Source organism: Salinicola aestuarinus, assembly GCF_003206645.1.
Lineage (GTDB): Bacteria > Pseudomonadota > Gammaproteobacteria > Pseudomonadales > Halomonadaceae > Salinicola > Salinicola aestuarinus.
On record NZ_PZJP01000006.1, the window covers coordinates 216,916 to 228,638 of the forward strand.

12 protein-coding genes are annotated in these 11,723 nt (G+C 63.9%); 2 read left to right on the forward strand and 10 right to left on the reverse strand.

Going from position 1 to position 11,723, the window contains the following annotated elements; genetic code table 11:
- Positions 1 to 7 precede the first annotated feature (7 nt).
- The 6 genes from DOM41_RS10705 to DOM41_RS10730 form a co-directional block, all read right to left on the reverse strand.
- Positions 8 to 1,108, reverse strand: coding sequence for a porin (locus DOM41_RS10705; RefSeq protein ID WP_110686853.1), 1,101 nt, complete (start codon positions 1,106 to 1,108; stop codon positions 8 to 10).
- 414 nt (positions 1,109 to 1,522) lie between these two features.
- On the reverse strand, positions 1,523 to 2,365 hold the full coding sequence (locus DOM41_RS10710) for a ProQ/FINO family protein (RefSeq protein WP_245391811.1): 843 nt from the start codon (positions 2,363 to 2,365) through the stop codon (positions 1,523 to 1,525).
- A gap of 60 nt (positions 2,366 to 2,425) precedes the next feature.
- Positions 2,426 to 2,953 (reverse strand): dihydrofolate reductase, encoded by a 528-nt coding sequence (locus DOM41_RS10715; RefSeq protein ID WP_425353270.1) that lies wholly within the window; start codon positions 2,951 to 2,953, stop codon positions 2,426 to 2,428.
- 41 nt (positions 2,954 to 2,994) lie between these two features.
- Positions 2,995 to 3,789, reverse strand: a complete 795-nt coding sequence (locus tag DOM41_RS10720) for a thymidylate synthase (protein WP_110686855.1) — start codon at positions 3,787 to 3,789, stop codon at positions 2,995 to 2,997.
- A gap of 102 nt (positions 3,790 to 3,891) precedes the next feature.
- On the reverse strand, positions 3,892 to 4,695 hold the full coding sequence (gene lgt / locus DOM41_RS10725; protein WP_110686856.1) for a prolipoprotein diacylglyceryl transferase: 804 nt from the start codon (positions 4,693 to 4,695) through the stop codon (positions 3,892 to 3,894).
- 36 nt (positions 4,696 to 4,731) lie between these two features.
- Positions 4,732 to 5,523, reverse strand: coding sequence for a sulfite exporter TauE/SafE family protein (locus DOM41_RS10730; RefSeq protein ID WP_110686857.1), 792 nt, complete (start codon positions 5,521 to 5,523; stop codon positions 4,732 to 4,734).
- Positions 5,524 to 5,737: 214 nt separating this feature from the next.
- On the opposite strand from DOM41_RS10730, the gene DOM41_RS10735 reads away from it, so the two are divergent.
- Positions 5,738 to 6,505, forward strand: coding sequence for an NRDE family protein (locus tag DOM41_RS10735; protein WP_110686858.1), 768 nt, complete (start codon positions 5,738 to 5,740; stop codon positions 6,503 to 6,505).
- A gap of 79 nt (positions 6,506 to 6,584) precedes the next feature.
- Here DOM41_RS10735 and ptsP read toward each other — a convergent pair whose 3' ends face one another.
- Positions 6,585 to 8,846, reverse strand: a complete 2,262-nt coding sequence (ptsP, locus tag DOM41_RS10740) for a phosphoenolpyruvate--protein phosphotransferase (RefSeq protein WP_110686953.1) — start codon at positions 8,844 to 8,846, stop codon at positions 6,585 to 6,587.
- Between the two features lie 272 nt (positions 8,847 to 9,118).
- Positions 9,119 to 9,613, reverse strand: coding sequence for an RNA pyrophosphohydrolase (locus DOM41_RS10745; protein WP_110686954.1), 495 nt, complete (start codon positions 9,611 to 9,613; stop codon positions 9,119 to 9,121).
- Between the two features lie 236 nt (positions 9,614 to 9,849).
- Here DOM41_RS10745 and DOM41_RS10750 point away from each other — a divergent pair, with 236 nt between their 5' ends.
- Positions 9,850 to 10,521: a histidinol-phosphatase gene (locus DOM41_RS10750; RefSeq protein ID WP_110686955.1), complete on the forward strand. Its 672-nt coding sequence runs from the start codon at positions 9,850 to 9,852 to the stop codon at positions 10,519 to 10,521.
- A 95-nt stretch (positions 10,522 to 10,616) separates the two neighbouring features.
- On the opposite strand, the gene rsd is transcribed toward DOM41_RS10750, so the two are convergent.
- Complete coding sequence (gene rsd, locus DOM41_RS10755; RefSeq protein WP_110686859.1) at positions 10,617 to 11,117, reverse strand: sigma D regulator; 501 nt, start codon at positions 11,115 to 11,117, stop codon at positions 10,617 to 10,619.
- Between the two features lie 53 nt (positions 11,118 to 11,170).
- On the reverse strand, positions 11,171 to 11,713 hold the full coding sequence (locus tag DOM41_RS10760; RefSeq protein WP_110686860.1) for a disulfide bond formation protein B: 543 nt from the start codon (positions 11,711 to 11,713) through the stop codon (positions 11,171 to 11,173).
- Positions 11,714 to 11,723 lie beyond the last annotated feature (10 nt).

The window sequence follows — 11,723 nt, forward strand, 5'->3', positions numbered from 1 at the left end:
TTTCAGCTTAGAAGCTGTAGACGGCACCGACGGCAACACCGTCGCCTTCGTCGTCCTGACGGTCACGCAGTGCACCTTCGATGAAGGTGTACATCGCCGGAGAGATGTTGTAAGTCACACCGCCGACGATTTCGTTGGCGGAGTCATCACCGTTGAGGAACTCGGAACCGTCTTCAACGTCGATGTACTGGTAGGCACCGTAGATGTCACCAGCGAAGTTGTCGGCAAATGCGTAGCCGTAGCGCGCGCCGAGTGCGTAGAAGTCAGCATCGGCATCGCCCTGGTCGCTGTCGAAACGCTCGACCTTGGCGGAGACACGCAGCGTGTCGATGGTGTACTGCGCGGTCACACCGTACTGGTCGCCAGCGTCGAAGCTGTTACCGGTGCTGGTATATTCGCCGTCGTAGTTGTCGAGGTCGTCGTAGACGGCCGCGATGGAGAACGCGCCAACGGCATACTTCAGGCCGCCGAAGAAGGAAGCGTTGCTATCATCACGGTCAAGTTCTACATCGTCGCCGGCGGAATTTTCAACGGTGTACGAGTCGTTGTCACCCTTGAACTGGGTACCCACGGCGAACTGCAGGCCACCCCAGACCGGAGACATGTACTGGAACTTGTCGCCTTCCCGGTCGTCGGTGCCGTAGACAGCATCGTCGGTGAATCGCGTGAGGGCTGCACCGCTGGAGTCGCTGACGTCGAAGTATTCGTTGTTCGAGATCGGATCCTGGATCCAGTCGTCGATCAGCGGATCCCAGGAACCGAGGCGGGCATCACCGAAGTTGCCTTTCAGACCCAGATAAGCCTGGTCGCCGTCGTTCAGGCCGCCGCCAACTTTCTCTTCGTCGGCGTCGTGCTCGAACTCGGCCTTGAAGTAGCCGGTCAGGCCCGGGTTGATGATGTGCTGGCCAGAGAAACCAACGGTAGAACCGTTGTCCTGCAGCTCATCGCGGGACTCGCCGTCGGTATCGTTGACCGCGGAGTAGGCGATCTGGATGTTGCCGTAGATGTCGAGCTGCGTGCCGTCCTGGTTGTAGACAGTCGCTGCCTGAGCTGCGGCGGAGGCGCCCAGGGCACCAGCAATAGCAGTCGCTAAGAGCGTCTTTTTCATCGCGATAGGTTCCTTTAACTAGCTTACTGTTCGATCGTGTCTGCAAATGCAGTCGGCTTCGGCATCCTCAACCAGCATCGTCACGCGAACGAATGACGGCTGCGGAACTCTGAAGCCTTGTTATTGTCCAATGCTCGCCGGAAAACCATATACCGGGGATTCCGCGAACGCAACAAGAAAAAAACACTGTTTTCGTTGCCCGCTGATTGTGCCTGATTCACAGCGTCAAGCGCCACCATAACGACCTGGCGCCAGGCACACGCGCTGCCAACCTACCCTCAATACGTTTCAACTCAATGACATACGAAGGTCAGGCGCGGGCCTGGCCCGCTGCCGGCAACCCGCTCCACCGCCCCCGATGCAAGCCACCACGCGCTCGCGCCACGTCGATCTCCTGCCAACGTGTCACCGGTCTCAATGGGGAGTCTGGCTGTGCTTGGCTAGCAGTTCGCCGATTTTACGATCGAGATTGTCGGCCTTTTGCTCGCTCTGACGCGCCTTCTGTTTTTTCTGTAGCGCCTCGAGCTGGCGCTTGGCATGTTTGGCTTCTTCCTGCGTGACAGGATCGCTATCTGCTCCGTCGAGCCCAACTCTTTTGGCGCCTTCGCGCACCGACTTGAGATAGCGAGGCAGATGCACGTAACAGGCAAGCGCCCGACGCACGAGTTTTTCCGGCCAGGGTTCCCGCTCGCACAGATCCAGGTGTATCCCGGTCTTGAGCGGACGCGTATGGCCCTTGAAGAAGGTTTGCGGGTAGCGCCGATGCCACTCGGCCAGAAGCGCCTGAGGGGAAATCGAGTCGGCACTGGTCTCGGGCTCGGGCGGCGGGGTCTCCGGCACCTCGCCTTGGGCGAGTTCACCGCTGCCGAGATTACCGAGAGGCGACGTATCGTCGACTCTCGATGCCCTCTCGACGGTGTCGGATGGCGCACTGGACGCGCCCGACGTCGTGAAACGCTGCAGTGGCGTGGGTCGCAGCGTCTCGTCTTCCCGCCCGTCGTGCCGAGGCTTCTGCCGCCGGAAAGCCAGGCTCCCCAAGCCTCTCGCTCGACTCCCGCCATCCGGATCTTCGGGATGGGAGTGTCCACCGGCGATGCTGGGATCGAGCTCGGCGAGCGCCAGCAGTCGTTCCTTGAGCGCGAGATTCTCGGCCTCCAGTGCCCGAGCGCGATCTCGCTCCGCCTCCAGCGAGGCCTGGCACGCTTCGACCTGATGTTCGATCGCGGCCAGTAATGCCTGTGTTCGATCCGTCAACACGACCCGCTCCTCCCGAATTTACGGTTCGTCGCTCAGCTCCGACGAGTGCTTACCACGAGATTAGACGATTGCGCCGGGCCCCACAGCGCGGCGGTACTCAACGAAGGCGTAGGCCGGCTGATCGGGTTCGGCGTTCCCTGCGACCCGTTCCACCTCTTGCCAATCCTGCCGGTCAAGCTCGGGAAAATGCGCGTCGCCTTCGATCTCGACGTCGACCTCGGTCAGATAGAGTCGGTCGGCAATGGGCAGCGCCAGCGCGTAGATCTCTCCACCGCCCATGACCATGATCTCATCCGCACCGTCGATCAAGGCCTGGCCGTCGGCGAGTTCGAGCGCGGTCTCGAGCGAATGGCAGACCCGGATGCCGGCCTCGCGAATGCGGGGAATTTTCGCGTACTCCGCATCACGCGTAATGACGACATTGAGGCGCCCCGGCAGCGCCCTGCCAATGGACTCGAAGGTCTTGCGACCCATCACCAGCGGCTTGCCCTGCGTCTTGCGCTTGAAATGCTTGAGGTCCTCGGGGAGATACCACGGCAGGCGATTGCCGACCCCAATGGTGTTGTTGCGCGACAGCGCAGCAATCATCGCGACCGGCGTGTCGAGCGAGCGGGAGTTGATCGATGAAGTCATACCGCAATCGGCGCCTTGATGCCCGGATGGAACTGATAGCCCTCGATCTCGATGTCCTCAAAACGAAAATCGAACAGATCGTCGATCGCCGGATTCAACCGCAGCTGCGGCAGCGGCAGGGGCTCCCGCGACAGCTGCAGTTTCGCTTGCTCGAGGTGATTGGCGTAGAGATGCGCATCGCCCAGCGTATGCACGAAATCTCCCGGTTCGAGTCCGCAGACCTGCGCCACCATCTGCGTCAGCAGCGCATAGCTTGCGATGTTGAACGGGACACCCAGAAAGATATCGGCACTGCGCTGATAGAGCTGGCAGGAGAGTCTGCCCTCGGCGACGTAGAACTGGAACAGCGCGTGACACGGCGGCAGGGCCATGTCATCGACCAGCGCCGGGTTCCACGCCGAGACGATGTGTCGACGAGAGTCGGGGTTGCGACGAATCTGATCGACGACGGTGGCGATCTGGTCGATCGACTCGCCGTTGGGCGCCGGCCAGCTACGCCACTGGTAGCCGTAAACCGGACCCAGCTCGCCATCGGCATCGGCCCACTCGTCCCAGATGCTGACGCCGTGATTGTGAAGGTAGGCGATGTTGGTGTCGCCGCGCAGAAACCACAACAGTTCGTGAATGATCGAGCGCAGGTGCAGCTTCTTGGTGGTGACCAGTGGGAACCCCTGAGCCAGATCGAAACGCATCTGGTGACCAAATACGCTCAAGGTTCCGGTGCCGGTGCGGTCGGCTTTGGCGATGCCGCTGTCCAGCACGCGCTGCATCAAGTCGAGATAGGGCCGCATGGGCACACTCCTGAGAAAAGTCTGGCGCCCCGCCAGCGGCGTCGGGCGCATGTTGTCTTGCTGAGATTACCGCGCTGTCCCGCCGGGCGTCTCGCTGTCGCGTCAGACCGCAGGCGCAGCGCGCACGTCATCGATGCCGTTGCGGCGCGACCAGACGATGAGTGCCACGCCGGCCAGAATCATCGGCAGCGACAGGAGCTGGCCCATGGTCAGCCAGTCAAAGGCGATGAAACCCAGCTGCGGGTCCGGCCGGCGAAAGAACTCCGACAGGAAGCGAAACACGCCATAGCAGACGAGAAAGAGCCCGGAGATGAATCCACGACGCCGCGGCGTGAGAGAGGCCAGCCACAGGATCGTAAAGAGCACGACGCCCTCGAGAAAGCACTGATAGAGCGACGAGGGATGCCGCCCCTGCTCGCCCATGCCGGGAAAGACCAGCGCCCAGGGCACGTCGGTAACACGCCCCGGCAGCTCGTGGTTGATGAAATTGCCGATACGTCCCGCGCCGAGTCCGATCGGCACCAGCGGCGCAATGAAATCGGTGAGCTGGAAGAACGCCAGCCGATGCTTGCGCGCGAACAGCGCCGCCGCCAGCAGCACGCCAAGCAGCCCGCCGTGGAAGCTCATGCCGCCGTCCCAGAGCTCGAAGATCCATAGGGGATTGTCGAGAAACCGGTCGAGTCCGTAGAACAGCGCATAGCCGATGCGCCCCCCGAGCACGACGCCCAGCGCACCGTAGAAGAGCATGTCACCGATATCGTCGGGCTTGAGGCCCAGCCGGTCGGCACGTTTGCGCCCCAGCCACCAGGCACCGATGAAACCGACCACATACATCAGCCCGTACCAGTGAACCTGAAGCGGTCCCAGTGAGACCGCGACCGGGTCGATATCGGGATAGGCCAGCATGCTCTCTCCTTGACGGCGGATAGTTCAGATCGCGGGCTAGCCGATGACCAGCTTGATGCCCACCACGATCAGCAGGAGGGCAAAGATACGTCGCAGGGTTCTGGCAGGCAATGCGTGCGCCACCTTCACCCCCACCCTTGCCATCGGCACACTGGCAATCGCCAGGCCGGCGAAGGCCGGCCACATCACGTAGCCAGTGGCGCCGGCCGGCAGCCCGGCGTGCTGCCAACCGACGATCACGTTGGTCAGCATGCCAATCAGGGCGATCGGCATGCCGATCGCAGACGAGGTACCCACCGCTTCGGTCATTCGGCTGGTAAAGCGGGAGAGCCACGGCACCGACATCACCCCGCCACCGACACCGAACAGCGTCGAGACACCGCCGATCACGCTGCCCGCCAGCACCATTGGCAGGCGGCGCGGATGTCGGCCTTGGGTCGCCGGCGGACGTGACAGCAGCATCTTCAGCGCCATCGCGATCGCGAAGACGCCAAAAAGCCGCGTCAACGCTTCTCCCGGCAGTAGCGACGCCAGCAGGACGCCGAGAATGCCACCCCCCAGCAGCCCCGGAATCATCAGCGCCAGCCAGTCACGCCGGACACTCCCCCGCTGCCAGTGCCCCCACACCGACGAGGCACCGGTGACCACGATGGTCGCCAACGACGTCCCCACGGCGAGGTGCGCCACCACGGCGGTATCGATGCCTTGCAGCGCGAAGGTGAAGACCAGCGCCGGTACCATGACGATACCGCCACCGATACCGAAGATACCGGCGAGCAGGCCCGCCAGCCCCCCCACGACGAGGTAGATCCCGAGCGAAATCAGCATCGTCCCCCCTGATTCACAGATTGACCGATGTCGACGGCGGCGCTCGGCGAAGCGGTGTACATGGGTAGCGCGATCCTTGGGCAAGGGGATGAACGATGAGGGATGGCGGCGTGGGTCACGCGGGAACCGCGCAGGCCCCGGCCGATAGCGCGCTCATGGTACGCTGAGGCCCCGCCGCTGTCATGGCGGCAGCGCCCCGATCTGCGAGGATCCCATGTGTCTGATCGCCTTCGACTGGCAGCCCGACGCCCCGGTCACGCTGAAGCTCGCCGCCAACCGCGATGAGTTCTATGCTCGCCCCGCCTGGCCGCTGCACCACTGGGCGGATGCCGCGATCACCGGAGGGCGAGACGCGGCGCAGGGCGGCACCTGGCTGGCCGCCGCCCCGGGGGGACGCTTCGCCGCGCTGACCAACGTGCGCGAGCCGGCTGGCTCGACACCGCTTTCACCGCCGAGTCGCGGCGAGCTGGTGCGCAGCGCGCTGGAGACCGACGATCTCGCGGTCTGGCTGGAGAGTCTGGCGCAGGGCGGCGCCAAAGCGTACGCCGGCTTCAACCTGATCGCGCTGCGCGCGGGGGCGCTCTGGCACCTCCATCACGGCCGTCGCGGGATTCGACTCACCCGGATCCCGCCGGGTTGCCACGCCCTCTCCAATGCCACCCTCGACACACCCTGGCCCAAGGTGGAGAAGGCCCTATCGGCGGCCAGACAGGCGCGCCAGGCCACTTGGCACGACGCGGTGCGCATCGCACTGAGCGATCCCCGCATCGCCCCCGACTCGAGGTTACCGGCCACGGGCGTCGACCGGGAAACCGAGCGGTTCCTGTCGTCGGCGTTCATTCGAGGCGAGCGCTATGGCACCCGCGCGCTGACATTGGTGTCGGTCCAGGCCAATGGCGTGACGCACCTGCAGGAGCAGGCATTCGGCCCCTGGGGAGCCCTGACGGGAGACAGCGTGACGCTGACGACGGCCAGCCGCTGACAAGAATAATGCCGCTCAGCGTCAGGTCTCGCGCGCCAGACCGCTGATGACATGGCGCCACCAGGGAGTGGCCTGGACGCTAATCCTGTGGCGGCAGCAGGTGGCCGATCTGCCAGTCGGAGAGGCGCTGGCGCAGATGGGCGCGCACCACGGCGGCGGTGGGTAGCGTGAGCGTTTCGCCGACGAGCTCGCGTGCCTCATCGAGAGGCACGCGGCGGATCGCCGCTCTCACCCGCGACAGGCTCGGCGCGTTCATCGACAGTGCATCGAAACCCATGCCCATCAACAGCAGCGCGCCGGCGGGATCTCCGGCCAGTTCACCGCAGACCGAGGTCGGGATCCCCAGGGCCCGGCTCTCCTCGGCGAGACGTGCCAGCGCGCTCAATACTGCCGGGTGGCAGGCATCATAGAGGCTCGCGACGCGTGCATTATTGCGATCGACAGCCAGCAGATACTGGGTCAGGTCGTTGCTGCCGACGGAGAAGAAATCGACCCGCTCCGCCAGCGCTGCCAGCTGATAGAGAGTGGCCGGCACCTCGATCATCACCCCGACCTGCGGCAGTGCGACCTCGATGCCGTCTTCCGCCAGCTCGTCACGCGCTCGCGCCAGCAGACGGAGCGTCGTGTCGACCTCGTCGATACTGGTGATCATCGGCAGCAGCAGGCGCAGATTGTCGAGCCCGCGGGAGGCCAGCAGCATCGCGCGTAGCTGCACCATCAGCACTTCGGGGTGATCGAGGGTGACGCGAATGCCGCGCCAACCGAGAAACGGATTGGCTTCGTTGATCGGAAAGTACGGCAGATCCTTGTCGCCACCGATATCCAGCGTGCGCATGACCACCGGCAGTGGCGCAAAGCTGGCAAGCTGCTCCTGATAGAGACGGGTCTGCTCCTGCTCGCTGGGGAAGCGCTCGTTCATCATGAACGGCACTTCCGTGCGATAGAGTCCGACACCGCTGACACGAGGCTTCAGCTGCGCCACGGCATCGACGATCAGTCCGGTATTGACCAGCAGTGGCATCGCATGACCGTCCGGCGTTTCGCTGGGCAGATGCTGCTCGTGTTCGAGCACATCGGAGAGCGCCTTCTCCTCGCGAATCAGCCGGGCGTAGCGCTTGGTCAGCTGCGGCTCGGGGCGCACGAAGAGCGTCCCCCGATGGCCGTCGAGAATGGCCTTGGCCCCGTTGATGCGGGGTAGCGGTACGTCGACCATGCCGAGCACGGTGGGAATTCCCATCGCCCGGGCGAGAATCGCGACATGAGAGTTGCTCGACCCGCGCACCGATACCAGTGCCGCCAGATTTTCCTTGGGCAGCTCCCCGAGTGTGGCCGCACTGATCTCGTCGCCGACGAGAATGGTGTTGTCGGGATAGCGCATGGGCTTGCGCGCGTTGTCTTCCTGAAGGTGCGCCAGCACACGCCGCCCCAGATCGCGGATGTCCGCCGCCCGCTCACGCAGGTAACCGTCATCGACGCGCTCGAGATACTGGGTGTGTCGGCGCACCACATCCGCCAGTGCCCCTGGCGCCCACTGGCCCTCGCGAATGCGCTTTTCTACTTCGTTGCCCAGAGCCGCATCGCCGAGCATCTGCTGATAGGCGTCGAACAGCGCCAGCTCCTGCGCCGAGATCCGACTCGCCAACCGCGCCCCGGCGTCGCGGATCTCTTCGCGCACGCGGGCGATGGCCGCGTGCAGATGCGCGACTTCGGCCTCGGTATCGGTGGGAATGAGATCTGGCACGCCGTCGAGATCCGCCGGCGGTGCGATGACCACGATCTCGCCGATCGCCATGCCGGGCGAGGCGGCCACGCCGGAGAACATTGCCTGGCCGTCGGTCTCGGCACGGCGACTGAGTGCCCCCGAAACGATGGCGTGGGCAAGAACCCCGGCGAGTTGCGCCGCCATCGTGACCAGAAACGCCTCATCACCCTCGTCGAAGCGACGCTTCTCCTGCTGCTGTACGACGAGCACACCAAGCATGCGGCGCTGATGAATGATGGGAACGCCGAGAAAACTGGAAAAACGCTCTTCGCCAGTCTCGGCGAAGTAGCGAAAGTGGGGGTGCGCCGGCGCGTCTTCGAGATTGAGAGGCTCCTCGCGCTGACCGACCAGGCCGACCAGCCCCTCGCCGAGTTCCAGTGCCACGACGCCGACCGCCTGGGTTCGCAGACCGATCGTATCCATCAGCACGAGTCGGTCACGTTCCCGATCGAACAGGTAGATGGAGCAGACGTCGGTACGCATCGCCTTGCGAATGCGGCGCACCATGGTCGCAAGAGCGGCATCCAGGCTGCGCGCGCCGTTGACTTCCTGAACGATGCGACGAAGGGTGTCGAGCATGGGCATAGGTCTTCTGGCAATTTTCCGTAGGCGGACCCTAAAAGGCGTCTGCGCGCGAATCTCCCGAGCCGTCGGTAAGGCGCGTGATAATTAAAGTGGCAAGTGCGCCGACCTGCCGTCAGGCAGCCAACACGAGCGTGTCGCCGATCCCCGGCAATCCAGGGGCCGCCAGCCGCCGCCCCCGGCTGAGACGTGAGCGGCTGTCGGCGTCAGACAGCCCACCCCGGTTGTCGACCGAGACAACACCGTTCGGCGGTGCGGCTCAGCGTCGGTCACGACATCTCTGCCAGCGAGAGGCGGTGAAAATCCGGTGCCAACTCGCGCAGCGCGCGTCGATAGACTTCACGCTTGAACGAGACCACCTGCCCGAGAGGATACCAGTAACTTACCCAGCGCCAGCCGTCGAACTCAGGCTTGGGGGTACCGTCCACGCAGACGCGGCTGTCGTGACAGCGAATCTTCAACAGAAACCATTTCTGCTTCTGGCCGATACAGATCGGCTTGGAATGCGTTCGCACCATGCGCCTGGGGAGACGGTAGCGTAGCCATCCTCGCGTACAGGCAATGACATCGACATCACCGGATGTCAGCCCGATCTCTTCCTCGAGTTCCCGGAAGAGAGCCTGCTGCGGTGATTCGCAGGCCTTGATCCCTCCTTGCGGAAATTGCCACGCTTGCTGTCCCGCCCGACGCGCCCAGAGCAGTTGGCCGTCACAGTTGGCAATAATGATGCCAACGTTCGGCCGAAAGCCGTCGCCGTCTATCACGGAGTTCACCTTAACTCAATCGTCGTTAAGGGCATTCTTCCACAAAGCGCGAAAGCGCATCAATAAGCCTCGCAACGATGAGTGCCTCGCCGTGGGAATGCGAGCGCGAGTTTGCGATACTCGGCGGCCTTGCCGAGGATCGCCCGACGCGCCTTGCCGAGAGATCGCATCAGGGCTTGCGATCTCTCATCGACACCGACTTATCGCGACATACGACTGACAACTGGGAGCCAACCTTGAGCCTGGCCATCTTCGATCTCGACAACACCCTTCTAAGCTGCGACAGCGACCACGCATGGGGCGAATTTCTCGTCGAGCAGGGCGCCGTCGACGCCGCGGCCTACCGGCGCGCCAATGACACGTTTCTCAGCGACTATCGAGAAGGCAAGCTGGATCTTGACGCCTATCTGGCAATGGCGCTGAAACCGCTGACCGAGCATGGCGACGAGCAGCTCAAGGCATGGCATCAGCAGTTCATGGCCAGTCGAATCGAGCCGCATGTCCTCGCCCGCGGCGAGGAGCTACTCGCCTGGCACCGCCGGCGTGGCGATTTCCTGCTCATCGTCACCGCGACCAATCGCTTCATTACCGGGCCGATCGCCGAGCGCCTGGGCGTCGATGACCTCATTGCGGTGGAAGTCGAGCGAAAGAATGGGCGCTACACGGGCAATATCGAAGGGGTGCCGAGCTACCGTGAAGGCAAGGTCACGCGGGTCAACGCCTGGCTGGAGGCACAGCCGCGGCTCACGCTGGACGATGCCTGGTTCTACAGCGACTCGATCAACGACCGCTTTCTGCTTGAGGCAGTCCCCAATCCGGTCGCCGTGGACCCCGACGATGAACTGCGTAAGCTCGCGAACGAACAACAGTGGCGGGTCATGTCGCTGCGCGACGGATCGACGAGGTGACCCCAGCGGTGCTGCCCCTCGCACGTCAGGGAGCGCCGGGGGAAATCAACGATCGTAATAGAGGGAGCGGCGCTTCCCCGAGAGACGCGGCGTCGCTAGACGTCGCGCTCAGCGGTGGGCCGAGTCTCTGTCGGGGCATGAATGGCATGGACGCGCTCGATCAGCTGATCTTCGAGCACGAAACGCTCGCTCAGCGCATCACTCAAACGCCCCAGCCAGGTGGGGAGGTGATAGCGGTGGTGCTGACAGTCGTCGGGTGTGGCGTAGTCGGCCTCGAAGTCCAGCGCCATGCGGGTGGAGGCCTCGACACGCGCCAGCAGACGATCGGCGACCTCGAGCGCCTTCGGGTCATCGAACGACTTGGCCTCTTCGCGAAGCTGCGGGTAGATCTCGAAGTGCCCCGCGCTGACGTAATCCATTAGCCCCTCACTCAGCGAGTCGATTCGCCGTTTGGGGAGCGCGTCGATGTCGGCTTCACAGGCATCGGTGATCGTGACCAACCGCACCAGCAGATCGTGGCGCTGCTGCAGCCAGCGATCGATCAGCGTATGCACGCCGCCCCATCGCTCCTGCGCCGTTCGGCAGTGTTCGAGCATGATTCTCTTCCTCTTCCCTGCGGGGCATCAGTGCCCGGATCCGGCTCCGCGACTCAAGCGGTGGAGCGTGTAGACGGCCGGCCCCGACCCAGTCGGGCAACCAGTATCGATAGTGGCAGCAGCGCCAGCACCGCGAACCCGAGCAGCGTCCACTGCGGCAGCGTCACCCCGAGAAAGATGCCATGGACCTCGGCGCACTCGCCTGACCCGGAGAGCACGCGCGAGAACACGTCCCACAGCGGCATCACGTCGACCAGATAGTCTAAGCCGGGACCGCAGCTCGGAACACTATCCGGTGGTAGGGTCTGCAGCCAGACGTGGCGCCCGGCGACGCCGATACCGGCGAACGTCGCGAGCAGTGCCAGCACGGCATAGACAGCGCCCCCCCAACCCTTGGGATTGTGCAGCGCGGCGATCAGAAAGAGGCCCGCGGCTGTCATCACCGCGATCCGCTGAAAGATGCAGAGCGGGCATGGCTCGAGCCCCAGGCCGTACTGCAGAAAGAGTGCGACCGCCATCATCAGGGCACAAGACGCCAGCCCCAGAAGACTCCACTGGCGCACACTCGCCTGCGCCATACACTGTTTGATTTGCATCGATGGTTAC